Below are 26,223 nucleotides of genomic sequence, written 5' to 3'. Positions count from 1 at the left end.
TAAAACATTGTTTTTAATTATAATACACATACATTTTATTAGATAAATGATGAATTTTCAATCTATTTTGCTTGTTATTTATCATTCTGGTACAAGCAACAATGAAATCTGTGGAATAAATATGACAACGATTAATGAAATGAGCATGGCAAAGAAAAATGGAACAACTGCTTTGGCTATCGCTTCAATTGAAAGGCCTGATATCCCCGAACCAACAAATAAGTTTACACCTACCGGTGGTGTAATAAATCCTATTGCTAAATTAATGACCATAATAATCCCAAAATGAACGGGATCGAATCCAATACTTACTGCAATCGGTAACAGTAATGGCGTCAAAATTATAATCGCTGCTAATGTATCCATAAAGCATCCAACAATAAGTAATAAGACTGTAATTAGCAATATAACAATGATTGGATTTTCCGAAATTGAAAGAATACCTGCAGCAATTTGTTGAGGCATCTGCTCAACTGTCATTAAACCACCAAAAGCCGTTGCTGCTCCAACAATAATGAGAATCGTCGCTGTCGTTAACGCAGCATCAGAAATAACACTGGGGATATCTTTTATCTTCAGTTGTTTGTAAAGAAAGACACCAGCAAAAAATCCATATACAACCGCAACGACCGCAGCTTCAGTCGGTGTAAAGACTCCTCCATAAATACCACCTAGTATAATAACCGGAACTAAAAGTCCCCATTTCGCTTCCCAAGCTGCTTTTCCAAATACTTTTAGTCCTACTTCTTCACCAGAACCCTTATACCCCATTTTCTTTGAATACCAGAATGCATAGACCATTAATGCAAACGCTACCAAGAAACCAGGTAAGATCCCTGCAATAAACAGGTCCCCTATTGAAACTCCACCTGACACTCCATATACGACCATCGGTATACTTGGTGGAAAAATCACCCTAGTGAACCGGCTGAAACAATAACAGCAGTTGCAAACTTACGATCATACCCTTCTTGAATCATGGCTGGGATCATAAGTCCTCCAACTGCCGCAACTGTAGCAGGAGCAGAACCCGACATTGCTGAAAAGAACATAGAAGTTATAATTGCCGCAATAGCAATTCCACCTGTTTTGTTTCCCACAATGGCATTTGCTACTGCAAATAATCGTTGGGACAAACCACCTCTTCCCATAATCTCCCTGCTAATATGAAAAAAGGTACCGCCATTATTGGGAAATTATCAACTGCATTGATTAGTGCTTGAGGTAAGAAACTAAGTGGTAATGTTTCAGAAACAACAATCGTAATTAAAGTGGCAATCCCAAGAGAAATACCAATCGGAACACTCAAAAATATCAAAATAATAAAACTAGCGAATAATATAATGGCTGTCATTGTTTTCCTCCTTCATTATTAGAAGGCTTAAGTCCAACATCCTCCAAAACCTCATCCTTTTCAGTTTTTACTTCAAATGAACCTGTGCCCATAAGTGTTCTGACTTGTTTTATCATTTGTTGAAGTAAACGGATTGATGTTAATCCCATCCCAATAGGAGCAGCTAAATAAATGATCCCCATTGGAATTTGTAACGATGGCGAAGATTGCCCGTAACTCATAATTGCCTCCGTTATAACCGCCCCAAAGACGACAATATAAAGTGCAAAGCTTAAGAATAGTAGATTTGATAAAAGGCTCAATAAAATACGCCCCTTTTCTTTAAATCTAATAAGTACTAGGTCAATCTTGATATGTCGCTGTTCTTTCACACCATAGCTCACCCCAATATAGACGAGCCAAATAAAGCAATATCTTGCCAACTCTTCAGACCAAGCTAGCGAGTTGTCAAATAGATAACGCATAACCACTTGAGTAAAAATCACAATAACCATGACAATTGAAAATACTATTAGTAAATATCGCTCCAGATTAGCATCCAACCATTTCATTATGTTTATCACTTTTCATCCTCCTTTAACGGTTTTAATTTAACCCTCGGAACAATTTTTAGTACTAGAAAACGTCGTAAATTCATTTACAAAACTAGCAACACCATTGCCGAAAACACTAGTAAGAGTTATATGTAAGCCCTTTCAATTATTAGTTTACAAATATCGACCACCTAATGTTTTATATTATAAAACTCTGTTTTGTAATATACATACTACTAATCGTATACTAAAAATAAACATTGTCAATGTATTTGTTTAAAAATTCAATCTTCGTTAACTGATTTCCAATTAATCTTTCCGATGGATTCAATGACTCCAACAATATTTAACTATGAACTACGTATATCCTAAGTTAAGACGAATCCAAACTAAACAAAACAGTCGGGAACTTGCTTTAGGAGTAGGCGAAGTGAGGGGCAATCCATTTACATCCGATGGAGTACTTTAAATAATTCATGCAATAAAAACTTATTGGAGATAGAAGATCGCTCGTCAAAAATAAACAGAGGAGATAACATGATCTTCAAATTCGTTTCCTTTAATACATTAGGTGATAGAAGAGTGTAGGTCGTAAATAAATAAAGCTACCATGCATCTATAAAATATAGATGCATGGTAGCCGAAGAGTGTATCTTATTGCTCTCGTTTGCAGTTAGGAGTTTCTTAAATTTTAATGAAGGCGCTTCGCTCCCAAGTAGCGAGGGTTCCAATAACTGTTATTCAAATCTGCGACTGTTACTCCAGTTGAAGAGCCTGCGTGCACGAACTTGTTGTTTCCTATGTAAATCCCTGCGTGCGATGGTCCCCCTGTCGTATCGAAGAAGACGATGTCCCCTACACTCGGTGAACTTACATTCGTACCACTAGAAAACATATTGGCAACGGTACGTGGTGTGTTCACACCGTTTTCTTTGAATACGTACTGAATGAATCCAGAGCAATCGAAACCTGACGGAGACGTGCCTCCCCAGACGTACGGTACCCCGAGATGGTTCGATGCGCTGTTTACAACGTTCGTCACAAAGTTCCCGCCACTGCCTCCTCCTGATGAAGGGGGTGTTGACGCTTACTCGGAGCTGTTGTATTTCCTTGTAATGCGCCAAATGTTGCCGGTCCTGCGATGCCGTCTACAGCTAAACGATGATCTTGTTGAAACTTACGTACTGCTTGATATGTAAGATCCCCGAACACCCCTGTTGGTGCAATGTTCATATAGCCCTTATCACGAAGCAATTGCTGTAAGTTCGTTACTTGTTGGCCCTGCATCCCTTGACGAACAATCCCGTTTCCACCTGATGGTGCCGATGGCGTCGTGCTAACACTGTCCCCTGCACGTTTCGGACTACTGGCAAGTGTTCGATGCGTTTGTGGTCCGACTAAGCCGTCCGCACCGATTTGATTCGTTCGTTGAAAGTCTCGTACTGCTCGTTCTGTAACCGGACCAAACACGCCCGTGACTGCATGATTGTAATACCCTAAGTCCTTTAACTGTTGTTGCAAAACCGACACTTGGTTACCGCGATCACCAGGACTTATTAATCCTGTCGATGCTGGTGTAGAGCTTCCTGAATTCCCTGATGAAGAGTTGCCTCCCCCTGAACCGAGAACACTTTCTGAGCCTTGAACGACTTGTAACTGTCGCTGTGTCTGCGGACCAACAATGCCATCGACCCCAAGACCATGTGATCGTTGGAAGTCTTGAACAGCCGCTTGTGTGACACGACCGAAATGGCCATCAACCGTTGAGTTAAAGAACCCTAGATCTCTAAGCTGACGTTGCAAATTCGAGACGCTTTCCCCTTTCATTCCAGTGCGAATGAGTGTACCAGAAGAACCGCCTGATGTGCTCTGACTGCTTCTAACTTGTTCACTCGGTCGATCCTTTAAGAGCGCACCGATCGTCTGTGGTCCGGCTATGCCATCAACACTTAGAGAATGATCACCTTGGAACTGCCTAACGGCTCGAACAGTGACATCTCCGTAGTACCCTGTTGCGGTTTGATATGTAAAGTATCCTTTTTCCTTTAACAATGTCTGTAAGTGGCGAACGTCTTCTGATTGTTGCCCGTAGCGTAACACCTGGTTCTCAAGCGCCGCATCAGCGATCATTGGAACCGTAAGCGCTGCTCCTGTGACAGTTACCGAAGTAAGCGCAAACTTCTTCACGGTACTGATCGTCATCACAGTCCTCCTCTTCGACGTCGAATCTTGTCGAATATTATTTAATTGTTAGAACTACTCATAGTACAAGTATTTTACTACTTTTTACTTACTATTACTATTTAATTCCCTCCATTTCACAAAAATAGTCTATATGTCCATATTGACACCTAAGTATTAAGCATTACTTAGGTGTCTAGACGGCAGGCGCCATTGATAATAGACCGATAACATCCGCAACACAACAATACTCACAACGATTACTCCATACCCGATTGGATGAGTAATGAAACCTAATCCGATTGGAATTCCTGCAAGTAATGTCCAAGCGATGTAAATTTCTTTTTGTAAGAAGAGCGGACGACGTCCTGCAAGTAAGTCACGAACCATTCCTCCACCGGTTCCAGTTAGTGCCGCTGCCGCAATTGCTGCGCTCACAGGTAGACCCATGTCCGCTGCAAAGATCGCCCCTTGCGTAGCAAACGCCGCAAGTCCGATCGCATCAAAAAACACGCCCCACATCGAGCCGCGTCGGTCTAAGAACTTCGGAAAGACAAACAGAATCGTAATCGCAACAAACGCAATCATAAACAACGGCCCTTGACCCCAAAGTGCGGTAACCGGAACGCCGATTAATAAGTTCCGAATCGCACCTCCACCAAATGCCGTCACAAATCCAAGTATGTAAACGCCCATTAAGTCATATCGTTCTTCCATTGCAACGACCACTCCACTTAATGCAAAGGCGAGCGTACCGATAATATTCAAGAGATCCCAAGTCATTCCATTCGCACCTTTCTGTGAAACTATTATGCCACAAATCCCCAACTTCATCTATTGCTACACAGAATATCTCCATTGAGGAACACAAAAAAGCTCCTCCATTCCTTTACGGAACAAAGAAGCTTACATCGTTATTTAGTAATCATCGTACGCGCTTCAATAAAACGCTCATTCCAATAGCCTTGCTCTAAACTTGATACGGTCACGCCTTGAGATTGACTCGCATGCACAAACGTTTGATTTCCAACATACATCCCAACATAGGTTGGCCCCCCTGATGTGTCAAAAAAGACAAGGTCGCCAACGTTCTGTCGTTCCACTGAACGACTCGCTTCATACTGGTCACGGATCGTTCTTGGAATCAACTGGCCATTCTGGCTGTACACATAATATACGAACCCACTCGCATCAAATCCATCAGGAGTCGCACCACCAAAGACGAACGGTGTACCAACAAGTGTTGATGCCAAGTAAATAAGTTCTTGCCGTTCCTCGACATCTGGTCGTTCTGGTGTAGGCTCTTCAGCTTCTCCGGGCAACACGTGAACGTCTTCTAAGCGAGCAATCGTTGCTTTGTCTGCCACTCCGGTTGCTTCAAGGTTGTTCGCACGTTGAAAGGCTTGCAATGCGTCTTTCGTTGTTTCGTCAAACTCACCTGTTGCATATTCTTCTAAATAACCTAAGTCTCGCAAATACAGTTGGATATTCTGCACGACTGAACCGGTGTCTCCAATGCCGTATGTAAAGTCAGGATCAACAGCCCCATTCCCTTGTAGCCAGTTCATCGTATCTGGTCCGGCAATCCCATCGACGGCGAGCCCATTCTCTGATTGCAATGCACGTACCGCACGCTCTGTCGCTTGCCCAAACACGCCTGTCATTGCACCATCATAATACCCGTGGTCTTTTAACAGTTGTTGTAATTCAATCACACGGTCCCCTGTATGACCATATGAAAGGTTCTTTTCAGTTAATGTCTCTTCAGGTTCATACGGTGGTGCGACTTCTTCTGGAACTGCCTCAGTTCCAATTGCAATGGCAATTTGTTGTTTCGTCTTCGGTCCGACGATGCCATCCGCTGACAATCCGTGGTTCCGTTGGAAACGAACGACTGCATCACGCGTGACTCTGCCAAAAAAACCATCGATCCTTGAATTAAAGTAACCGAGTTGCTTTAATTGACTTGAAGCGCAATCACCTTTTCCCCCGAGCTACCGTTTTGCAATAGTTCCATCGGTTGATTGAGATTCGGAAACGACAGCTCTTCGTTCTGAGAGTCGCCGTGGAGTTTGGCCAATGTCTTCGGACCTACGATTCCATCAACCGCTAATTGGTGATCAGCTTGAAACCATCGAACGGCACTTAGCGTAAGTTGACCGAAATACCCAGTTGCTCTGTGATCGTTGAAATAGCCTTGTTCTTTCAAAACGATTTGAAGTTCTTTTACACCCTCTGATTGTTGCCCGTAACGCATGAGTTCTGCTGCATCGATTGCACTTGGTGATACGAATAACGCCCCTGCTGAAACTGCTGTAACCACTGCTATTTTACTCATGACTATAAGCTCCCCCTGCAAACACCTAGTACTTTAATTCTATAGTGAGGACATGACCTATTACATGAGACCAATCACACGGTCAATACTGTCTGATTCTTGCGTGCCTTCACTTCACTACTCGTGACTATACACTCAACTACAAGAGTAAACACCTTATCAACCAACGGTTACACCCCATAGGTCTTTTCTATATCCGACATTTACACGAACACACACAGGTCATTCGACATATAACGACAAAAAATAAGCTTGGGATATTTTTCAAATTTACTGTCTCCATCTACTCTTATAGTTGGCAGTGTATTCCTAGCAATGACTAATTTCACAACTTTATGCTTAGACACTTTTTTCCTTGGACCTAGAAAAATTCGACTGGTTCCAACGTCTGATTGGATCAGATTCGTCTTTTTTATTTCTTTTAGCCGATTCCTTCATTAATATAGTTGCGATACCTTCATCAACGAGAGAACAGAAAGAACCTTCTATGACGTAAAGGTACGAAATGAATCTATTAAATTCAGATACAAAAAAAGCTGTTTCAAGGATCAAGTGATCCAAGAAACAGCTTAGTTATCGATTACGAATTACTCTTCAGTGTCTTCGTCTTCGTCTTCAACGTCTAATTCAGCGTCTTCGTCTGCATCAGCGTCTACTTCTTCTTCTTCGTCAGCGTCAAGATCTGCTTCTTCTTCGTCAGCAGGCTCATCGATTTCAAGCTCATCTTCGCCGTCTACGTCTGCATCAGCGTCAGTATCTACTTCTTCTTCAGTGTCGTCTACGTCTACGCCGTCTTCAGCTGGCTCTTCAGCGTCGCCACAAGCAGCTAGCATACCTACTGCGAAGATTGAAGAAAGTGCACCATATAGTAATTTCTTATTCATAGTTAATGTCCCCTTTAAGAGTTCATGATTTTGTGTTAGCCATTTGTCTTTCGGCTAACTTGTGTACATCATATCAACGATATCCGCGACCGTCTAGCGAATGCGTACATTTTTGAACGTCTTTGGACATTGTTTCATAATGTCATTGTTTTCTTACATTTCAACCTTATTGCTTACACATTTCAAACGTATTCATGGATGTTTTGTGAATCTTTTATTATATAAATATATAAAAGAGACGTTTTTACGCCTCTTTATCCGTCAGTGCAAACATCAGATCAAGCTCTGCAACGACTTTATCGTCTACTTTTGCGACAGCATGACCTTTGCCAATCGTTCCGCGCACACGTGTTAGTGTCGTTTCTAAGATGAGTTGATCGCCTGGTGTAACTTGTCCTTTAAACCGGCAATTATCAATCCCTGCAAAGACCGCTAGTTTCCCTGCGTATTTCTCGTGTTTTAAAAGGGCCACCGCACCCGTTTGTGCAAGTGCTTCTACAATTAGAACGCCTGGCATAAGTGGGTATCCTGGAAAATGTCCATTAAAAAACTCTTCATTTGCAGTCACATTCTTCAGAGCGACACAACGCTCGCCTTCTTCCAATTCTAGTACACGGTCAATGAGTAAGAATGGATAGCGGTGTGCAATAATCTCTTTAATTTCTTCCGTATTTAGCATCGATTCTCCGTCCTTTAGCCGCTAATATAGTCGTAAAGATCTGTCCATGTTTCCCATTGCAGTATATCATACCCTTCGCCACCACCGATGACTCGATAGCCGAACAAAAGTCCGAGCACAATCATCGCAACAAAAAGAACGACGATGAGACAAGTCGTAACCAAATCGGCACTAAGCGAACTTTCCGTGATCGCTTTAGAGCACGCTTTTCTTGTCGTTTTTCTTTTCGTCGCTGCTTTCGCATCGCTTTCGTTTCATTTTCGTTCACTTCATCCTTTGCATGTCCAGCCATGAGAGTCCCCTTCTCTTCCAAGACAATCGGTGAAATATGTACTTATCGGAGGCTATTAACAAGACCCATCATTTGATCGGTTTGACGGAGAGATCTCGCATGCATGCTATACAAACGCTGCATTTCCATCAATTTTACCATCTCTTGGGCCATGTCGACATTCGCTTGCTCTAACGCTCCTTGTACGACCGTCCCGTTGTTCGCCGCTTCATATTCTAATACATCTGCCAATGTAAGATCAAGCGCCTCAACGTCCGGTAACGCAAATAAGTTATTACCGATTGACTCGAGCATTTGAGGTTTGCTGACGTTAGCAAGATTAAGTGTACCTAGTGCCACGTCTTGACCGTCGGCCATTTGGGCAACGAGGGTACCGTCAGCTTGTAAGGTAAAACTTTGGGCTTGTCCGGTAATTTCAAATGGCGTGCCATCCGCTTGCAATAACGCCGCACCGTCTCCTGAGACGATCCGCCACGTATTATCCCCTGATTCTGATAAGTAAAACGCACCATCTCTTGTTAGAAACGTTTCGCCTTCTCGCTCAACTGGAAAAAAATGATTCGGGCTAATCAATGCAAAATCAAGGTCCCGTTCGCTCTCTTTCACTGATCCTTGTTCAAACCTTAATGCCGATTGGACCATTGCTGCACCTGATCCAGAACGAATGCCAGGTGGTGTTAAGCGGTTGCCTTCTGGTTGCGGAACTTGCTGATTATTAATCTGTTGGAATAAAAGGTCTGAAAACATCGCTTCTCGACGTTGATATCCCGTCGTATTGACGTTTGCTAAGTTGTGCGCGGTCGTATCAATGCCTTGTTGAAGCTGTCCCATTGAAACGGCTGAAGTAAGCATCTTCTAACTCCTTCATTAGCCGAGCTTGCCGATGTCGTTGGCCGCTCGCTGCATGTTCTGATCGTACGCTTTTAAGATCGTTTGGTTTGCTTCATACAGACGATGAGCACTCATAAGTTCTGTCATCGTTTGCAGAGGATCAACATTTGATTGTTCGAGAAACCCTTGTTGCAATGCATAAGGCAACGCCTCGTTCTCTACAGCACTCGGCAATACGCCTCCATCATATCGAAGAAGTCCATCTCCCGCTTTTACAAGGTCGTGATGATCCTCAGCAAAGGCAATGTTCATCTGACCAACTTCTTCTCCAACGTGATTAACAACCGTTCCCATGTCATTCACGCTAAACCATTCATTCGTTACGAGTAAAGGTTCTCCGTCCGTTCCAAGCACACGATTGCCGTTGCTCGTCGTAAGGTACCCCGTGCTATCTACAGTGAAATTTCCATTTCTCGTATATACCGGCTCGCCATCATCATCACTGACGACAAAGAGAAGACTGCCTTCACCGACGATTCCTTGCAATAAGGCTACATCCGTCCCAACATTCGTCTCTCGTAAATCCCCTTGACGGAAATCAGCCGTGCGCTCTTGCATGTAGACACCTGTGTTCAATTCACCAATCGGTTGCCTTGAATTCGTGTTCATCGCTTGAATGAGCATGTTCGGAAAAGCACGAACGCTTGCGTGATCTGCTTTGTATCCAGGTGTTGTGACGTTTGCTAAATTGTCGTTTAGAACGTCGGTACGACGTTGCTGGGTAATCATCCTGATGCTGCATTGTAAAATCCTCGGATCATAGCTACCCTCCTCCAATCATTAGGCTTTAAGGCGCGTTGACATTTTGTCGAGATTCTCTAAGATAATTCCCGTTCCAACTGCCACACAGTGCATCGGCTCTTCAGCAATTAAGACCGGTACTTTTAACTCTTCGGTTAAAAGTGTATCCATTCCGTGAAGAAGCGCTCCTCCACCTGTTAATATGACGCCTCGATCAATAATATCAGCCGACAATTCTGGTGGTGTCTGCTCTAGCACATACTTCGCTGCCGCCACAATGTTGGCGACTGACTCACTCAGTGCCCCTTTAATCTCATTAGAATAAACCGTAATGGTTCTAGGCAATCCACTGACCATGTCCCGTCCACGAATGTCCATTTCTTCGTTACGATCTCCTGGAGAGACGCTTCCGACTTGCTTTTTGATTTCTTCAGATGTTCGCTCACCAATCAAAAGCTTATACTTGCGTTTAATGTAAGCTAAAATATCACTATCAAATTGGTCACCAGCCGTTTTAATTGACTTCGACGTAACGATTCCTCCCATGGAAAGGACAGCTACGTCTGTCGTTCCACCACCAATGTCTACGACCATATTCCCGCTCGGTTGAAAAATATCCATACCAGCGCCAATGGCTGCGACCTTTGGCTCTTCTTCTAAGTAGACGTTCTTTCCACCGCTTTTTTCAACCGTTTCACGAATGGCTTTTTGCTCAACAGAAGTAATGTCTGTCGGACAACAAATTAAGATTCTCGGTTTAACAAAGGAAGACTTCACATTCACTTTTGCAAGGAAATGTCTAAGCATTGCTTCAGTAAGATGAAAGTCCGCAATGACCCCATCTTTCATCGGACGTGTCGCAACGATATTACCGGGTGTTCTACCGACCATGCGAAACGCTTCTTCTCCAACCGCCAGCGCTTTGCCTGTCGTTTTATCAATTGCGACAACTGAAGGCTCATTTAATACAATGCCTCGACCTTTAATGTGCATTAGCACATTTGCGGTCCCTAAATCTATTCCTATATCTCTGCCAAACATTTGGCACCTTCCTCTCAATATACATGATCTAGAACCGAACAAAATCCGTACTCACTAATGCTTTATTTTACCACAACGATGTCGAAATATGAATCTAAGGAACGAATCTTTTGTTATTTTCATTATGACCAAAGACAGAGAAAACATGCCGAATTCACTACTTTGCGGTTTGACTTGTCGAAAAAAAAGGAATTTTACTATCGATGGCGAATGTCCACCAAAAGGAGTGAACGTTGATGATTACGATCAAAGCATTAAACGAAGCACGGGTTCGTTTGCACAACACTGTACACGTTACCCCTGTACTTACATCACGCACATTGGATGAACAAACGAGTGCATCCGTATATATTAAATCCGAGCATTTACAAAAAACCGGTTCCTTTAAGATTCGCGGCGCTACAAATTGCGTTATGATCGCCAAAGATCAAGGAGCGCGTCATCTTGTTGCCGCTTCTTCAGGCAATCACGGTCAAGCGGTTGCCTTTGTCGCTCGAGAGCTCGGAATCCCAGCTACGATTGTCATTCCTGAGAACGCAAATGCAGCGAAAGAAGAAGCCATTCGTAATTACGGTGCAGAAGTCGTTCACGTTGGAACGACTTCTTCAGAGCGGCTCCAACACGCAGAACAACTCGTAGAACAACTTAATGCCACGTTTATCCCTCCATATGATGATGAAGCGGTCATGGCCGGTCAAGGAACGGTCGGATTAGAAATACTTTCGCAAGTCCACGATCCTGAAGTTGTCATCGTTCCGATCGGGGGCGGAGGACTCATATCTGGAATTAGTACTGCGATTAAACACATCAACCCAAAAATTAAAGTCATCGGTGTAGAACCTGAAAACGCAAGTGACACGTTAAAATCTCGCAAAGCGGGTCAAAGGATCACGATTGATCGTGCAGATACAATCGCTGATGGCTAAGAGCATCAACGCCAGGTGAGATGACCTTCCCAATTATCGAGGAACATGTCGATGAAATTATTACAGTCAGTGAAGAGGAAATACGTGAGGCATTCATATTTTACTTGTCACGAATGAAACAAGTCGTTGAACCGTCTGGAAGTGTCACGCTCGCTGCTCTTCGTTCTGGAAAAGTGACGCATCACGGTGGAAACGTCGTCGTTGTTGCAAGTGGTGGGAACTTGGACTTACGTGCGATTAAACGCTTTGTGGAATAACAAAAGGAGCTACCCTGTTCAGGTAGCTCCTTTTGCTTAGATGTCTAGATTATTCCATAACTCTTTTAGCAACGTGTAGCTGTAGCGTCGTTTCTCTTGGTCATGAATGTCTGTTGTGACGATTAATTCTTGGAAACGCGTTTCGTCATGGAATGCTTTTAACTCTTCGGCAACTTTAGCTTGATCACCAACGAATGAGTATTTCAGCATGCTCATCACTTGTTCTCTTTCCATTGGCGACATGTAGTCATCAACGTTGTCAACAGGCGCTGTATCAATGGTGCGGTTCCCACGGATAATGCTTAAGAACTTCAACTTACTTGTGGAAGCTAACCGCTCTGCTTCTTCAACCGTATCCGCTAATGTCACATTGACCGTTACCATAGCATAAGGTTCATCCAAATACTCCGATGGCTGGAAACGCTCGTGATAGATCTTAAGCGCATTGTGAAGTTCCTTTGGTGCAAAGTGACTGGCAAACGCATACGGCAATCCCATAGCCGCTGCCAATTGCGCACCGTACGTACTCGACCCTAAAAGGTACACAGGGACGTTCGTATCGTGACCTGGATACGCTTTCACAGGCAGATCAGCATCACTTAAATATTGTAAAATTTCATTGACGTTTTCAGGAAATTGATTCACGGCATTTCTCGTATCACGGCGTAACGCTTGTACCGTCATCGGGTCCGTCCCTGGCGCTCTCCCAATTCCAAGATCGATTCGTCCTGGGTACATGCTTTCCAATGTCCCAAACTGTTCTGCGACGATCAGCGGCGCATGATTTGGGAGCATAATGCCACCAGAGCCAACACGAATGTTCTTACTATGGCCTGCCAAGTAACCAATCAAAACAGCCGTAGCCGAACTTGCAATACTTTCCATATTATGATGTTCTGCTACCCAATAGCGATAGTAGCCGAGTTCATCTGTATGTTGAATAAGTTCTTTACTATTATGAAACGCATCTGTAGCGGTTTGTTCCGGCAATACAGGCGCCAAATCCAATACCGACAAGGCGAGCTTAGTCATTCGATACATCCTTTCTTCTTGCATCTAATACCTATAAGACACCATACACAAAAGACTCACAAATGAACAGCAATCTGCTTATTACCTTAGTATATGGTCATGTCCTTTTATTCATTCGATGCATGTTCTTAAATTGAGTGGGAAACCTGTTAGCAAGAAGGAGGTTCTAAAAATGGATAAACGTATGATGTACGGTGCTCTTTCATCCATTCTTGTCATTAGCGCCCTTGCCGCTTGCAACGATGAAGATTTAAACACCCCAAATGAACCAGAAGTTAATGCGCACATCAATGGAGACGACTTACACTTGCAAATTTCCGAAGGAATCCATAGCAACACAGACGTAGCAGATTTAGATTAATGGCTATGAACTTATAGCGAGCAAGCTTTTTGCTTGCTCTTTTCCATACTTAGTAAGCCCCTATATTGAACGACTCTTCAGTCACTCTGTATTAAGGTAGAACGACCTTTCATTCATTTGTAATGAAACTTTGAAGATTCCTTGTAGCAGACTGAAACATGACTGGTGTACAATCAATATAGAAAGAGGGGGCTTTGCATTGATGAAGGAACTCTGGTCATGGATTAAGACATTTATTATCGTTATCGTCATTTTGTTCGTCGTCCGAACATTTTTACTTGGTAATTATCTCGTAAACGGCTCATCAATGATGCCCACGGTCGAACACGGTGACCGTATGGTCATTAATAAAATGGCCTATACATTTTCAGAACCTGATCGTTTTGATGTAATCGTTTTTCATTACGATGAACATAACGACCACGTGAAACGCGTAATTGGACTCCCTGGCGATGAAGTGGAATATGCGGATGATACTCTCTATATAAACGAACAACCGATTGACGAACCGTTCACAGACGATACAACCGAAGACTTTACGTTCGACGTGATCGGTGAAGGACAAGTAATCCCAGAAGGCGAATACTTTGTCGTTGGTGATAATCGCAACAACAGCATCGACAGTCGAGCAAGTGGTTTCGTTTCAGAAGACGAGATCGTCGGAAAAGCAAGCCTTCGTTATTGGCCTTTGAATCGATTCGGGACACTAAATGAATAAACAGAGAAAAAGTAGCCCTGATCTCCTACTCGTCGAAGATCAGGCTTTTGCATGCGCATTTGTTGGTATCGTTTATCGTTTGGCAGCGGTTACATCAATGGCCTGCTTGTATTCTCGCTTTAACTCATCAATCGTATCTTTCAAGCTCGAAATCTGATTGACTGATGTAACACCTTGACCCGCGCTCCAGATGTCTTTCCAAGACTTCGCTTCTCGTCTTGAGCGGTTAGCATCGTATTCACCTGCTGGCTGTAAATTCGCCGGGTCAAGCCCTGCTGCTTGCATACTCGGTACGAGGAAGTTCGCGTTTACACCGCTAATAGCATCTGTATAGAGAATATCATCAACTTTAGAGTTAATGAGCATTTCTTTATATCCGTCATTTGCCATCGATTCAGTCGTTGCGATCAGCCTTGTTCCCATGTACGCAAAGTCTGCGCCAAGAACCTCTGCTGCGAGCACCTCATTCCCATTTGAGATACAACCTGCAAGAACGATTGTCCCATCAAAAAATTGTTTCACTTCCGAAATGAACGCCATCGGATTGAGCAACCCTCCGTGTCCACCTGCACCTGCGCAGACGAGAATAAGTCCATCAACACCGACACTCGCAGCCTTTTTCGCATGCTTCGCTGTAATGACATCGGAGTACACTTTGCCACCATAACTATGTACGACATCAACGACGGGCGTTGGATTTCCTAAAGACGTAATAACGAGTGGCGGCTGAAAGTGACGAATCCGCTCTAAGTCTTCTTCGTAACGCGCATTGGACTTATGAACAATTAAGTTCACACCCCACGGTGCGATGGTTTGATCTGGATTCTCTTCTTTCGCTTTTTCAAGCTCTGTCTTAATCTCCGTCATCCATTCTTCAAGCGCTTCACCAGTACGGGCATTAAGTAGCGGGAAGGTGCCGATCACTCCTTGCTTACAAGTCTCGATCACCCACTCTGTTCCAGAAACGAGAAACATTGGCGCTGCAATGACGGGTAAATCTACTGCGTCTTTTAGCATCGAACTCTCTCCCAACTCGTTAGAATATTCAATTTATAGCTTATCACACTCTGACTGAATCGTCACTCAGTTTTAGCGGCAAGCTTGTCTTCACGTCAAGTTAAAAAAGGTTGATCGCGACATGAAAAAGCGATCAAACCCTCTTGAATAATTATGTTAAAAATTCAGAAAAAGTTGTGTACGTAACTATCGTTGTGATACAGATTCTGTGTTCTTCTTATACTTTACTTTCGTCGCCTCTCCCCCTCGAAGGTGACGAATTGATTTGTGATATTCAAGAATCACTTTCACCTCATTCGCAAGTTCTGGGTTAATTTCGGGTAATCGCTCCGTTAAATCTTTATGAACAGTACTTTTAGAAACACCGAATTCCTTGGCGATTGTCCGGACGGTTTTACGGGTTTCCACAATGTACCTTCCAATCTTGATCGTTCGCTCTTTGATGTAGTCATGCACACCGCTCGCCTCCCAGTCTGGATGGTTTGTTACAGTTTATTAACCTAGACTGGCAGATATACCAAAAAGTCAGTAAGGACAAGGGTTTGCACAAAAAAAGCTTCCAAAAAACACCGCTACCTGCCCGTTTTACCTAAAAAAAAGTTAAGAACCTTCCCCTTTCTTACTTATGTTTCGTCGAGCATTCACTAAAAATTCGAACCAAAATCCCTTTCGCTCTCAAGGATATCCACTGTGACATCACGCGTTTAACTAAAAAAGGTCTTCTACCCATCACACAATCCCTTAGAAAAGATCTGGGGCTTCTCACTAGCTCATGCACCGATTGGGATAATTAGATTCGTACATTCGAAAATGACCGCTTATTATTCTCCTAAACGCAAAAAAAAGCACGATCAACAGACCGCGCCTCAAAAATTCATTTAAACACTCGCACCTTTTTTATCCGTTGCAATGGAATCAAGTCGGGTAATTAAATCTTCACCCACCCCGGCTGTGCTCTGTCTATTCCCAAGCCCTAAGGCAGTTGAACCTTGATCGTATGCATTTGAACCGTGTTCACTAAAGTCGAGACCGGCAAGCTCTTCTTCTTCACTAACACGAATGCCTCCGCCTAATGCACCAATAATCTTAACAACTACGAAAGTAGAACCTAGTACCCAAGCCATGACTGCTGCAACGCCGAGTGCTTGTATGCCTAGAAGTGCAACACCACCGCCGTAGAACAGCCCACCTTCGAGGGCAAATAATCCGACAGCTACGGTTCCCCAAATTCCACAAATCCCATGAACAGCAATCGCACCAACTGGATCATCAAGCTTTAATTTGTTATCAAGGAGTGCAACGGCTTCAACAAGAATGACCCCTGCCACAAGACCCATAATAAGGGCACCAATCGGTGCAACGTCGGCAGCACCAGCAGTAATCCCAACGAGACCGGCAAGCGCACCATTCATTGTAAGAGAACCATCAACCCTCTTGTATTTAAGCATTGTGTAAAGGGCTGTTGCGACAACTCCACCTGAAGCACTTAGTGCTGTACAGACGACAATTGACGTTAACAACGGATCCGCCGGAGACAATGTACTTCCCCCGTTAAAACCAAACCAACCGAACCAAAGAATAAATACACCGAGAGCACCGAGCGGCAAGTTGTGTCCTGGAATTGCATTCGCCGAACCGTCCTTATTGTACTTCCCGATTCGACCCCCAAGGATGAACACCGCTACCGCAGCCGCTGCTGCACCGGTAAAGTGAACAACTGTCGAACCAGCAAAATCAACGAAACCGAGGTTTGCGAGCCAACCATTGTCTGACCAAATCCAGTGTCCAACCATTGGATAGATAATCACAACCATCGCTACCGCTAGCGCAATGTAGCTGCCAAGCTTCATCCGCTCAGCGACAGCCCCTGAGATAATTGTCGCACAAGTAGCGGCAAACATTGCTTGGAATGCAAAGAAGCCAATGTCTTCAACACCACTTAAAGCAAAGCCACTCATTCCTAGAATTCCACCAGCTGTATCGCCAAACATAAAGGCAAAGCCAACGACGTAAAACGCAATAACGGCTACCGCCATCGTTAGTAAGTTCTTCATAAGAATGTTGACCGCATTCTTCGATCTAGAAAACCCTGTTTCTAACATCGCAAATCCCGCATGCATAAAGAAAACTAAAAACGTTGCGATCATGACCCACATCGTATCTACTGCAACAGCATCCATATTCGTTCCTCCTTAGTAGTTACTTTCTCGTTTTAAGAGATTGCTTCAACCCCACGTTCTTTCGTGCGAATTCGGATCGCTTCTTGAACATCAAAAACAAAAATCTTGCCATCGCCTACTTTACCGGTATAAGAACATTCAGTTATAAGTTCAATAATTTCATCCAGCTGTTCTTCGCCAATGACCATTTCGATCTTAACTTTAGGAAGCAACGTTACTTCAAATTTATTCCCTCGAAAGACCCTTCTTGACCTTTCTGCTTCCCACAACCCGCGACTTCAGATACAGTTAAGCCTTTCACGCCAAAACTCTCTAATCGTTTGCGAAGCGTTTGGAAATGTTCAGGACGGATGATTGCTTCAACTTTCTTCATGCTCCTCCCCCTTATGTAAATATAGTTAACATATAACGTTATGGAAATTATCATAATCCTTCAAAAAGGAAAAAGCAAGAACAATTTTTTGAAATTTAAATAAAGCGCTTTCATAAAATTTTCTGCCGATGACAGTTTTAAACAACAAAAAAAAGCCCCCGAAATCGAGGACTTAAGCGTTTTGCCATTTATTATTCATCTGTATCTTCGTCGTCTGAATCGTCTTCATCCGTTGACTCATCTTCTACGGGAGCGTCTTCATCTTCACGTTCATCTGCTTCATCTTCGCCTTCTTCGTCAGAGGCGTGTCGGTTTCATCTGCAGGGGTTGTACCTTCTTGAATTCCTTCTGAATCATCAAATGACATTTCTGCCATACGTAGATCTAATGCTTCCATCGGGTTGTAAGCAACACCACTTTGACGAACTTCAAAGTGTGCGTGTACGCCTGCATCTTGATTGTACTCATTTTCTCCAGCTGAACCGATAATTGTTCCTTTTGTTACCGTATCGCCTTCTTCAACTTGTAACCCTTCTAAACTATGATACGCAGTTACAAGATCTGAACCGTGAGAGATTTCAACAACATGTCCTAAAAGTGGATCTTGTTCAGCTTTAATGACTTCACCGCTAAGAGCTGCTGTTACGTCAAACGACTCTCCATCTGGATTCGCAAGGTCAATTCCTTTATTTTGGTAATACGTCTGGTTGTAGTAAACGAGTGCAGCTTCTTGCTCTTCAGCCGTCGCATTATGATCATAGAAATGTCCAACAACTTCTACGACAGACTCATCAAAAACTGGGAGTTGCATGTGCTCTTCTTCAACACCAACCGGCATTGCTTCTTCATCATTTGCATCGTTTCCAAAGTCGAAGATGCTTTCTTCTTCTGCTGGCTCTCCCTCATCATCTGCAAGGTCAGTTCCGCCACCTTGGAAGATAAAGAATGAACTGAGTAACACGGCACAAACGCTAAGATAAACAGCTGGCCAAAACCACGGTTTTTTTGTTATTTGTTTCATTTGGCCTCGGTTTTCTTGTTCCTGAGAAACTTTTTTCTCTTGATCTTTCATTTGATCACCACCTCAGCAACCAGTCTGATCATTTTCACAGAAAGATATACACCTATTAAGAAAATTTTTAGATAGTTCTTGAAAAACAATCAAAAAGAGTTGCCCCCAAAGGACAACTCTCCATATTACTCATCCTCTTCAACAGTGTTTAGTGCGTACTGCTCAAGCTGCGAGTGATGATTTTCAATTTGAATTTCTTGATAATAATGAGCGACGATCTCTTCATAACTGTTCCCGCTCTTTGCCATGCCATCCGCTCCGTATTGACTCATGCCTACACCGTGACCCCAGCCTTTTGTACTTACAACGAGTTCATCGGCTTCCCTATGCCACGAGAAGTCACTTGAATCAAGTCCTAACGCTTCACGAATCTCTCTACCGTGAAATGTTTCCCCTGAAATCGTAACTTCTTGCACACGCCCGCCTTCTGTTCTTTCCGTAATTGGAGCGAATTCTTCCGTAGCAGGGATACTTACACCTAACTTCGCTTCTGCATCACTTACTGGAATCCTTACTGTGTTCGTAAAACGCGGGGAATTGTTTTGGTCCCACGGACTTTCAACACTTTTTAAATAGGGCAACTCATTTGCCCAGTAATCTTCGGCATTCTCCGTATAGCCATTGCTCGTCGAAAAGAACGACGCAGTAATTGGCGTTCCTTCGTGGGTAATCACTTCGCCTTTTGTAGCATGAACCGCTTTTTGAATTCGTTCCATCTTCTCATCGTAGTCACTGCCCCACAACTCTTGAAGCTCTTCGGTACTATGATAGACTTGGTGCGAAGTTGTATCGGTCACGAGTGCGCCTTCTGGTAATTGGATGCTTTCTTCATTTTCCATCTGCTTCACAACAAACGTTCTCGCAACAAGTGCTTGTGCTTTTAACGCTTCCATCTCAAATGATGCAGGCATCTCACTTGCGACGACCCCGGCAACGTATTGTTCAAGCTCCACTTCTTGAACCGTCTCACTTGCATCACGGTATACAGGGACAAACACTTCTTCAACTTCCTCTTTGCCCACTTCTTCTTCTTCAGCTCTTTCCTCTTGGTCTTCTGCCACATGGTCTACGGCAAGGTCCGTTGCTGCCCTCGAATCAGAGAATAGCATCACGAGTACAGCGGGAAGGACGATACATACACTAGTTAGTACACTGATGACGACGAAGATTTGCTTCAAATCTGAAGTCCCTCCATTCCTACTTGTCCACTTGCATCTGTCTTGACTGAACCACTATCATCGTATGGCGTCAAAAACACAAATAGAACTTCAGGAATAAATCGAATCAGGACGTTTCAATTGTATGAGACTGCTTTGAACTCGTAAGAAGACTCGCAAGCACATAACCGACGAGTGATAAGACGACCGGAAGAACGACAGAGTGCATGCCAAACGGTTCTGGTGCAAAGACAGAAATGGCAATGTAACTGCCAACCCCAAGAATAATCGAGGCCAATGCTCCGTATTTGTTTCCACGCGCCCAATAGAGCCCAAGCACTAATGGCCATACGAAAGCTGACTCCAATCCACCAAACGCAAACAAATTCAACCATATGAGCAAGTCCGGGGGACTAAGTGCAAAGAAGACGACTGAGATCCCTAACACACTCGTCACACCAATACTCACTTGTTTAATCTTCTTCTCCGTTGCCTTTGGATTCACATAGTTATAATACACATCTTTTACGACCGCTGAACTTACCATAAGAAGCAACGCATCAACCGTCGACATAATAGCAGCCATCGGTGCAGCAAGCACTATACCTGCGAGCCACGCCGGCAACACGGTCATCGCAAGTGTTGGCATCACCGTATCTGGTTCATCGATACCAGGTAAAATTGGACGCGCAAGCACTCCTGCTAAATGCATGCCGAACATCATAAATGCCACAACAATCGTTCCGACAATCAATGCTCGGTGCATCGCGCGTGAGTCTTTGTAAGACATGGCTCGCACAGCGATTTGCGGAAGCCCAACAACCCCAACACCGACTAAGATCCAAAATGAAGACACATATAGTGGGGTTAAACTTCCATCGTGACCGAACGGCGTAAGTAGCATTTCATTCTCTTGAGCCAGTTCCGTCATAATGTTCTGCATGCCGCCTCCGGCAATCACAGTTGCGACTAAAAGAATTAACGTTCCTGCAAACATAATCAAACCTTGAATCATATCGGTTACAGCAATAGCACGAAAACCACCGATAATCACGTAAACGAGTACTGCTGCCGCAAACACAAAAAGTGCCGTCGTATAGCTCAATCCCGTAATTGCTTCAATAAGACGCGCACCACCGACCCATTGTGCAGTCATCGCTGCGAATAAGAAGATAATAATGCTAAGCGCACTTAAAATGACCACCGCTTTACTATTGTCATAGCGCACTTTCATATAATCAACGAGCGTTACTGCATTGTAACGACGGGCCATAATCGCGAATTTCTTTCCGAGAATCAGTAAGACGAAGTAGCCTGTTGCAACTTGCGCCATTGATAATAGCACCCAGCCAAGTCCTTCTGTATACGCAACACCTGGACCCCCTACGAAACTACTCGCACTTCCATATGTAGCAATCATTGTCATCGCAAGAATCAATCCGCCAAGCTCTCGACTCCCAAGAAAGTATTCTTGCATAAAATCCGATTTTGCATAGACCGTCTTTGATGACCAGAAGCCAACGACAAATACAACCGCCAAAAAAATAATAAGAGGAATCATCACACCCCAATTCATGAGTGGTCTTCCTCCTCATCTAAAGGAACTTCAGTTAGGAAAAACTTTACGACGATGATGACGAGTATAATCATAAGTAATGAGCCAACAACACAACTGTAAAAAAACCAAGCAGGCATCCCGAATATAAATTGATATTCCGAGACAGGTCCTGAACCTAGTCCATAGGCAAATCCGTACCACCAGAGAAAATTGATCACGGCAAGCGCTACACCGATCCAGGCTTCACGGTTTGCAACTTTAAAACGCCAATCCATCACTTTCCCTCCTTCTATTCAACATTCTGTAACAAAATCGTACGCAAACGCTTCATAACAGTCAAGTTTGAGAAAAAAATAACCGCAGACACGAACGGTCTACGGCACTAATGATCATACTATTTAGTTGATAGCTTCGTTATCGATCAAGCGTACAGAATCTTCGTCTGTTGCTTCTTCAACCGTCACACGCTCAATGCGCGCGCCGATGCCCTCAAGCTTTTTGTGAATATCAACATATCCACGATCAACGTGGCGAAGCTCTGTAAGCTCTGTTACACCTTCGGCAACAAGACCTCCAAGAATTAGCGCAGCCGCCGCACGTAAGTCTGTTGCAGCAACTTCTGCACCTTGTAACTTCGTAGGTCCTGTTACAATCGCTGAACGATCTTCAATCTTAATGCTCGCATTCATACGACGGAACTCTTCGATGTGCATGAAACGGTTCTCAAATACCGTCTCTGTAACGACACTCGTTCCTTTCGCTTGCGTTAACAACGCCATGAATTGCGCTTGCATATCTGTCGGGAAGCCCGGATGTGGCATCGTCTTAATATCTACCGGACGAAGAATATCTGGACCGATAACACGCATTCCATTCTCTTCTTCCTCGATCACAACACCCATTTCACGCATCTTGGCAACGAGCGGTCGTAAGTGCTCTGTAAGTGCACCTTCTACGAACACATCTCCACCTGTAATCGCAGCTGCAACCATAAACGTTCCAGCTTCAATACGGTCTGGGATAATTGTGTGATCAGCAGCAACGAGACGATCGACACCTTCAATGCGAATTGTCGCTGTTCCTGCTCCGCGAACTTTTGCTCCCATTGCATTCAAGTAGTTTGCCAAGCAGACAATCTCAGGTTCTTCTGCAACGTTCTCCATCACAGTCGTTCCTTCAGCAAGTGCTGCTGCCATCATAATGTTCTCTGTAGCACCTACACTTGGGAAATCCATGTAGATCTTCGCGCCTTGGAGACGACCTTCTACACGGGCTTCAATATACCCTTGACCAATCTCAACGGTTGCACCCATTGCTTCGAATCCTTTAAGGTGTTGATCAATCGGTCTAGAACCAATCGCACATCCACCAGGTAGAGCAATTTGGACGTTTCCAGTACGGGCTAAAAGTGGACCCATTACAAGAAACGAAGCACGCATCTTTCTCACGTATTCAAACGGGGCATTTGGTCGTAACGACCCTTCTGCGTTTGCATAAAATGTCCCGTCTTTATAATCAACATCCATTTGCAAATGATTCAATACACTCTTCATCGTGTATACATCTGCGAGTGCTGGTACATCATATATGGTGCTAGTTCCTTCTTCGGCTAATAATGAGGCTGCGAGCACAGGTAAAACGGCGTTCTTTGCACCTTCCGCTTTGACCGTTCCTTTGAGCCGTTTGCCTCCTCTGACTCTAATTTTTTCCAACGTATTCCCCTCCGCGTCCATAAATAAATCATTTCACTGTAACACGCCTCCGCTGTACCGCGGATCGGCTATACTGGATCGCTTGGCAACCAGACAGGAATGCTCACTTCGTTCTCATACTATTCACTAGCGTGGATGGGCGTTCCCATCAAGGCCTCGTTCGTTACGCCCATTTCATTCTTGGCTGGATCCAAATTCATGTCATGTCTTATGTCATCCGCTTACATACAAGTACATTGCATAAGTATCTTTTCAAAACGCACGTACTAAGACGACATGCGTGATAAAAAGTTACAAATTAAATTTCATTTTTTTTTAAAGGCTACAAGTGCTATTCCCAACGTGTACCATTGTAAAACGTGCTTTTTGTACTACTTTGTGTCGTTTTATTTCTTGTTACGTTGTAGTGTTTACGAATTTGTTGACCCCATACATAAAAAGTGATCAAAACAAATAACGCAAGTTTAACGCTTGATTTAGGTACTCAAGGAAGAAGCTTGTCACAAGGTGAGTAATCGCAACAGCAATCAAAATAAATAGCATCATTCCTCTGCCACTTTTTGGGTGCCGAATTAACTTTTCAAGTTTCAGCGATTGTAAACTCCACCATACGATCACAAGTATGAACAAACTAAACGTTATGTGTAACAATGCATGTTGTCCAATATGATCAAACATTAACAAGCGAAAAATTCCTTTCTGTTCGATCGACTACTATGTAATCTTTCGACTAATCAAACGGACCTCACTAAAAATCCACAACGGTTTAATTATATCAAATGCTTTTGAACATGTCGACAGAGCGAATAGACTCAGTTTAAAAGGGTTTGACAGGTTTATGACGATCCCTCCTAATCGCCCTTATAGTTAAGTAAAACCTAGCATTTTTATGGTAAAACTACACAGATAATCCAAGATTATTACTATGCAAACAACCCAATAAATCACATTCGTAATTGTGACAGTTGTATGAATAATCAATTCGTGCGGGGGTCAGTCCCCCATCGCTTTAAAGCAGTGGGGGACTGACCCCCGCAAAAAAGCTGTCTGACCTAGTGGTCAAGACAGCTTTTTATTATTTACCTGCTACTTGTAAACGAGTTTCAGCTCTTTTTAGAGATGCTTTTGCCCGTTTTTGATCGACATCATTGTCGTTACGTAGACGTTCTTCGGCACGAGATTTCGACTCGTTTGCGCGATCAACATCTATATCTTCTGGGCGCTCGGCTGATTGTGCGAGAATCGTTACTTTGTCAGGGCGAACTTCCATGAAGCCACCGCTCACAGAGATTTGATCTTCACCGCCATCTCGTTTCAACCGGACTGTTCCGATGATTAGTGGAGTGACGAGCGGAATGTGTCCAGGTAGGACACCGATTTCTCCGACTTCAGTTCTCGCAGAAATCATTTGCACATCATTTTCGTAAACGCTCCCGTCGGGGGTAACGACGCTAACATTGATGGTTTTCAAAGTAATCGTCCTCCTTTTCCAACGGGTTTACTATTTCTGTGCTTTTTCGAGAACTTTATCGATTCCACCTACAAGACGGAATGCGTCCTCTGGAACGTCGTCGTGCTTACCTTCAAGAATTTCTTTGAAGCCACGAACAGTTTCAGCAACTGGAACGTAAGAACCTTCCATACCTGTGAACTGCTCAGCAACGTGGAAATTCTGAGAAAGGAAGAACTGGATACGACGCGCACGAGCTACGACAAGTTTATCATCTTCAGATAACTCGTCCATACCGAGGATGGCGATGATATCTTGAAGTTCACGATACTTTTGAAGTGTTTGCTGTACGTTCATCGCAACATTGTAGTGCTCTTCACCGACGATTTCAGAAGAAAGTGCACGTGATGTTGATGCAAGTGGATCCACGGCAGGGTAGATACCCATATCAGAAAGACGACGCTCAAGGTTTGTTGTTGCATCCAAGTGAGCAAATGTCGTTGCTGGCGCCGGGTCCGTATAGTCATCGGCAGGTACGTAAATCGCTTGGATCGACGTAACTGAACCTTTTTTCGTAGACGTGATACGCTCTTGAAGTTGACCCATCTCTGTTGCAAGCGTTGGCTGGTAACCTACCGCTGAAGCATACGGCCGAGTAGGCAGATACCTCTTGACCTGCTTGCGTAAAACGGAAGATGTTATCAACGAAAAGAAGTACGTCCGCGCCTTCGCGATCACGGAAGTGCTCCGCCATCGTAAGACCAGTAAGTGCTACACGCATACGGGCACCAGGCGGCTCGTTCATCTGACCGAAAACCATGGCCGTTTTACGAATAACGCCAGAGTCCGTCATCTCGTGGAAAAGGTCGTTTCCTTCACGAGTACGCTCACCTACACCTGCGAATACTGAAATCCCGCCGTGCTCTTGAGCGATGTTGTTGATTAACTCTTGAATGAGTACAGTTTTACCTACACCTGCACCACCGAATAGACCGATCTTACCACCCTTAACGTAAGGAGCGAGTAAGTCAACGACTTTAATTCCTGTTTCAAGAATCTCCGTTTTCGTTGTCATGTCATCAAATTCTGGTGGTTGACGGTGAATTGGGTCTCTTGGTACGTCAGCCGGGATTGGCTCGTCCAAGTCAATTGCATCACCCGTTACGTTAAATACACGACCAAGTGTTGCTTCACCTACTGGTACAGAAATCGGCGCTCCAGTGTCAACAGCTGCAGTTCCACGTTGCAAACCGTCTGTTGAACCCATGGCTACGGTACGGACTGTATCATCACCAAGGTGGAGAGCGACTTCAAGTGTAACGTTAATATCAGCATCGTTTTCAGATGTTGCTTTTTGTTCAACAAGTAAGGCGTTGTTGAGTTCTGGAAGTTCGCCACTATTAAAGCGAACGTCAACAACTGGACCCATCACTTGAGTGATGCTTCCTTTGCTCATCCTTTTGACCTCCTTTGTAA

28 protein-coding genes and 4 pseudogenes are annotated in these 26,223 nt (G+C 43.9%); 4 read left to right on the top strand and 28 right to left on the bottom strand.

Annotation, left to right across the window (positions count from 1 at the left end; genetic code table 11):
• Positions 1-81 precede the first annotated feature (81 nt).
• The 15 genes and pseudogenes from JCM19038_RS03700 to JCM19038_RS03645 all read right to left on the bottom strand — a co-directional run bounded on the left by JCM19038_RS03700 (position 82) and on the right by JCM19038_RS03645 (position 10,934).
• Positions 82-1,354 (bottom strand): annotated as a pseudogene (locus JCM19038_RS03700) (TRAP transporter large permease).
• On the bottom strand, positions 1,351-1,917 hold the full coding sequence (locus tag JCM19038_RS03695) for a TRAP transporter small permease (RefSeq protein WP_307189941.1): 567 nt from the start codon (positions 1,915-1,917) through the stop codon (positions 1,351-1,353). The pseudogene JCM19038_RS03700 and the gene JCM19038_RS03695 overlap by 4 nt, the downstream one beginning before the upstream one ends.
• Positions 1,918-2,578: 661 nt before the next feature.
• Positions 2,579-2,929 (bottom strand): C40 family peptidase, encoded by a 351-nt coding sequence (locus JCM19038_RS03690; protein WP_052361030.1) that lies wholly within the window; start codon positions 2,927-2,929, stop codon positions 2,579-2,581.
• On the bottom strand, positions 2,926-4,089 hold the full coding sequence (locus JCM19038_RS03685; RefSeq protein WP_042414671.1) for a peptidoglycan-binding protein: 1,164 nt from the start codon (positions 4,087-4,089) through the stop codon (positions 2,926-2,928). Before JCM19038_RS03685 ends, JCM19038_RS03690 begins: the two co-directional genes overlap by 4 nt.
• A 156-nt stretch (positions 4,090-4,245) precedes the next feature.
• Complete coding sequence (locus tag JCM19038_RS03680) at positions 4,246-4,851, bottom strand: trimeric intracellular cation channel family protein (protein WP_042358144.1); 606 nt, start codon at positions 4,849-4,851, stop codon at positions 4,246-4,248.
• A 131-nt stretch (positions 4,852-4,982) separates the two neighbouring features.
• The gene (locus JCM19038_RS03675; RefSeq protein WP_042414668.1) at positions 4,983-5,936 is read right to left on the bottom strand and encodes a peptidoglycan-binding protein; all 954 of its coding nucleotides are present in this window, start codon (positions 5,934-5,936) and stop codon (positions 4,983-4,985) included.
• A gap of 18 nt (positions 5,937-5,954) precedes the next feature.
• Positions 5,955-5,999: pseudogene (locus tag JCM19038_RS25310) on the bottom strand (hypothetical protein); the annotation flags it as partial.
• 26 nt (positions 6,000-6,025) lie between these two features.
• Positions 6,026-6,406, bottom strand: coding sequence for a peptidoglycan-binding protein (locus JCM19038_RS03670; RefSeq protein ID WP_052361028.1), 381 nt, complete (start codon positions 6,404-6,406; stop codon positions 6,026-6,028).
• 587 nt (positions 6,407-6,993) lie between these two features.
• Positions 6,994-7,290: a hypothetical protein gene (locus JCM19038_RS03665; RefSeq protein WP_052361026.1), complete on the bottom strand. Its 297-nt coding sequence runs from the start codon at positions 7,288-7,290 to the stop codon at positions 6,994-6,996.
• Between the two features lie 244 nt (positions 7,291-7,534).
• Positions 7,535-7,969: a 3-hydroxyacyl-ACP dehydratase FabZ gene (gene fabZ / locus JCM19038_RS03660; protein WP_042358141.1), complete on the bottom strand. Its 435-nt coding sequence runs from the start codon at positions 7,967-7,969 to the stop codon at positions 7,535-7,537.
• Positions 7,970-7,983: 14 nt separating this feature from the next.
• Positions 7,984-8,088, bottom strand: coding sequence for a DNA-directed RNA polymerase subunit beta (locus JCM19038_RS21595; protein ID WP_193745029.1), 105 nt, complete (start codon positions 8,086-8,088; stop codon positions 7,984-7,986).
• A gap of 2 nt (positions 8,089-8,090) precedes the next feature.
• A complete protein-coding gene (locus JCM19038_RS22595; protein ID WP_193745028.1) occupies positions 8,091-8,261 on the bottom strand; it encodes a hypothetical protein in 171 nt (56 codons plus the stop codon).
• Between the two features lie 42 nt (positions 8,262-8,303).
• Entirely contained in the window at positions 8,304-9,113 is an 810-nt protein-coding gene (locus tag JCM19038_RS03655) for a flagellar hook-basal body protein (protein ID WP_042414665.1), read from the bottom strand.
• A gap of 15 nt (positions 9,114-9,128) precedes the next feature.
• Positions 9,129-9,881: a flagellar hook-basal body protein gene (locus JCM19038_RS03650; protein ID WP_307189940.1), complete on the bottom strand. Its 753-nt coding sequence runs from the start codon at positions 9,879-9,881 to the stop codon at positions 9,129-9,131.
• A 51-nt stretch (positions 9,882-9,932) separates the two neighbouring features.
• On the bottom strand, positions 9,933-10,934 hold the full coding sequence (locus tag JCM19038_RS03645) for a rod shape-determining protein (RefSeq protein ID WP_042414661.1): 1,002 nt from the start codon (positions 10,932-10,934) through the stop codon (positions 9,933-9,935).
• A gap of 236 nt (positions 10,935-11,170) precedes the next feature.
• On the opposite strand from JCM19038_RS03645, the gene JCM19038_RS03640 reads away from it, so the two are divergent.
• Together JCM19038_RS03640 and JCM19038_RS24830 are read left to right on the top strand one after the other, a co-directional pair.
• On the top strand, positions 11,171-11,860 hold the full coding sequence (locus tag JCM19038_RS03640) for a threonine/serine dehydratase (RefSeq protein ID WP_307189939.1): 690 nt from the start codon (positions 11,171-11,173) through the stop codon (positions 11,858-11,860).
• A 20-nt stretch (positions 11,861-11,880) separates the two neighbouring features.
• A complete protein-coding gene (locus JCM19038_RS24830; RefSeq protein ID WP_307189938.1) occupies positions 11,881-12,117 on the top strand; it encodes a pyridoxal-phosphate dependent enzyme in 237 nt (78 codons plus the stop codon).
• 36 nt (positions 12,118-12,153) lie between these two features.
• On the opposite strand, the gene JCM19038_RS03635 is transcribed toward JCM19038_RS24830, so the two are convergent.
• The gene (locus tag JCM19038_RS03635) at positions 12,154-13,149 is read right to left on the bottom strand and encodes an LLM class flavin-dependent oxidoreductase (RefSeq protein WP_238554268.1); all 996 of its coding nucleotides are present in this window, start codon (positions 13,147-13,149) and stop codon (positions 12,154-12,156) included.
• A gap of 172 nt (positions 13,150-13,321) precedes the next feature.
• On the opposite strand from JCM19038_RS03635, the gene JCM19038_RS03630 reads away from it, so the two are divergent.
• Positions 13,322-13,510, top strand: coding sequence for a hypothetical protein (locus JCM19038_RS03630; protein WP_042414656.1), 189 nt, complete (start codon positions 13,322-13,324; stop codon positions 13,508-13,510).
• 202 nt (positions 13,511-13,712) lie between these two features.
• Positions 13,713-14,228 (top strand): signal peptidase I, encoded by a 516-nt coding sequence (gene lepB, locus JCM19038_RS03625; RefSeq protein ID WP_042415126.1) that lies wholly within the window; start codon positions 13,713-13,715, stop codon positions 14,226-14,228.
• Positions 14,229-14,300: 72 nt separating this feature from the next.
• Here the strand turns inward: lepB and JCM19038_RS03620 are convergent, their stop codons facing one another.
• The 12 genes and pseudogenes from JCM19038_RS03620 to atpD form a co-directional block, all read right to left on the bottom strand.
• Entirely contained in the window at positions 14,301-15,245 is a 945-nt protein-coding gene (locus tag JCM19038_RS03620) for a nitronate monooxygenase family protein (RefSeq protein ID WP_042414648.1), read from the bottom strand.
• Between the two features lie 186 nt (positions 15,246-15,431).
• Positions 15,432-15,701 carry a sporulation transcriptional regulator SpoIIID gene (gene spoIIID / locus JCM19038_RS03615; protein WP_042358136.1) on the bottom strand — a complete coding sequence of 90 codons (270 nt, stop codon included), beginning with the start codon at positions 15,699-15,701 and terminating at the stop codon, positions 15,432-15,434.
• Positions 15,702-16,123: 422 nt separating this feature from the next.
• On the bottom strand, positions 16,124-17,425 hold the full coding sequence (locus JCM19038_RS03610; protein ID WP_042414646.1) for an ammonium transporter: 1,302 nt from the start codon (positions 17,423-17,425) through the stop codon (positions 16,124-16,126).
• Positions 17,426-17,457: 32 nt separating this feature from the next.
• Positions 17,458-17,798: pseudogene (locus JCM19038_RS03605) on the bottom strand (P-II family nitrogen regulator).
• Positions 17,799-18,042: 244 nt separating this feature from the next.
• The gene (locus JCM19038_RS03600) at positions 18,043-18,870 is read right to left on the bottom strand and encodes a M23 family metallopeptidase (protein ID WP_052361025.1); all 828 of its coding nucleotides are present in this window, start codon (positions 18,868-18,870) and stop codon (positions 18,043-18,045) included.
• 125 nt (positions 18,871-18,995) lie between these two features.
• Positions 18,996-20,048, bottom strand: a complete 1,053-nt coding sequence (gene spoIID / locus JCM19038_RS03595) for a stage II sporulation protein D (protein ID WP_042414644.1) — start codon at positions 20,046-20,048, stop codon at positions 18,996-18,998.
• Between the two features lie 106 nt (positions 20,049-20,154).
• Entirely contained in the window at positions 20,155-21,603 is a 1,449-nt protein-coding gene (gene panF / locus JCM19038_RS03590) for a sodium/pantothenate symporter (protein WP_042414642.1), read from the bottom strand.
• Positions 21,600-21,860: a YhdT family protein gene (locus JCM19038_RS03585; protein WP_042414639.1), complete on the bottom strand. Its 261-nt coding sequence runs from the start codon at positions 21,858-21,860 to the stop codon at positions 21,600-21,602. Before JCM19038_RS03585 ends, panF begins: the two co-directional genes overlap by 4 nt.
• 123 nt (positions 21,861-21,983) lie before the next feature.
• Positions 21,984-23,297 (bottom strand): UDP-N-acetylglucosamine 1-carboxyvinyltransferase, encoded by a 1,314-nt coding sequence (gene murA, locus JCM19038_RS03580; RefSeq protein WP_042414635.1) that lies wholly within the window; start codon positions 23,295-23,297, stop codon positions 21,984-21,986.
• Positions 23,298-23,741: 444 nt separating this feature from the next.
• Entirely contained in the window at positions 23,742-23,975 is a 234-nt protein-coding gene (locus tag JCM19038_RS03575; protein WP_042358320.1) for a DUF1146 family protein, read from the bottom strand.
• 397 nt (positions 23,976-24,372) lie between these two features.
• A complete protein-coding gene (locus JCM19038_RS03570) occupies positions 24,373-24,768 on the bottom strand; it encodes a F0F1 ATP synthase subunit epsilon (RefSeq protein ID WP_042358131.1) in 396 nt (131 codons plus the stop codon).
• Positions 24,769-24,798: 30 nt separating this feature from the next.
• Positions 24,799-26,203: pseudogene (atpD, locus tag JCM19038_RS03565) on the bottom strand (F0F1 ATP synthase subunit beta).
• Between the last annotated feature and the right edge of the window lie 20 nt (positions 26,204-26,223).

The organism is Geomicrobium sp. JCM 19038 (assembly GCF_000698125.1).
GTDB lineage: Bacteria > Bacillota > Bacilli > Bacillales > Marinococcaceae > Geomicrobium_A.
The sequence above is the reverse complement of the archived record's forward strand: the minus strand, read 5'-3'. Positions and strand labels throughout refer to the sequence as shown.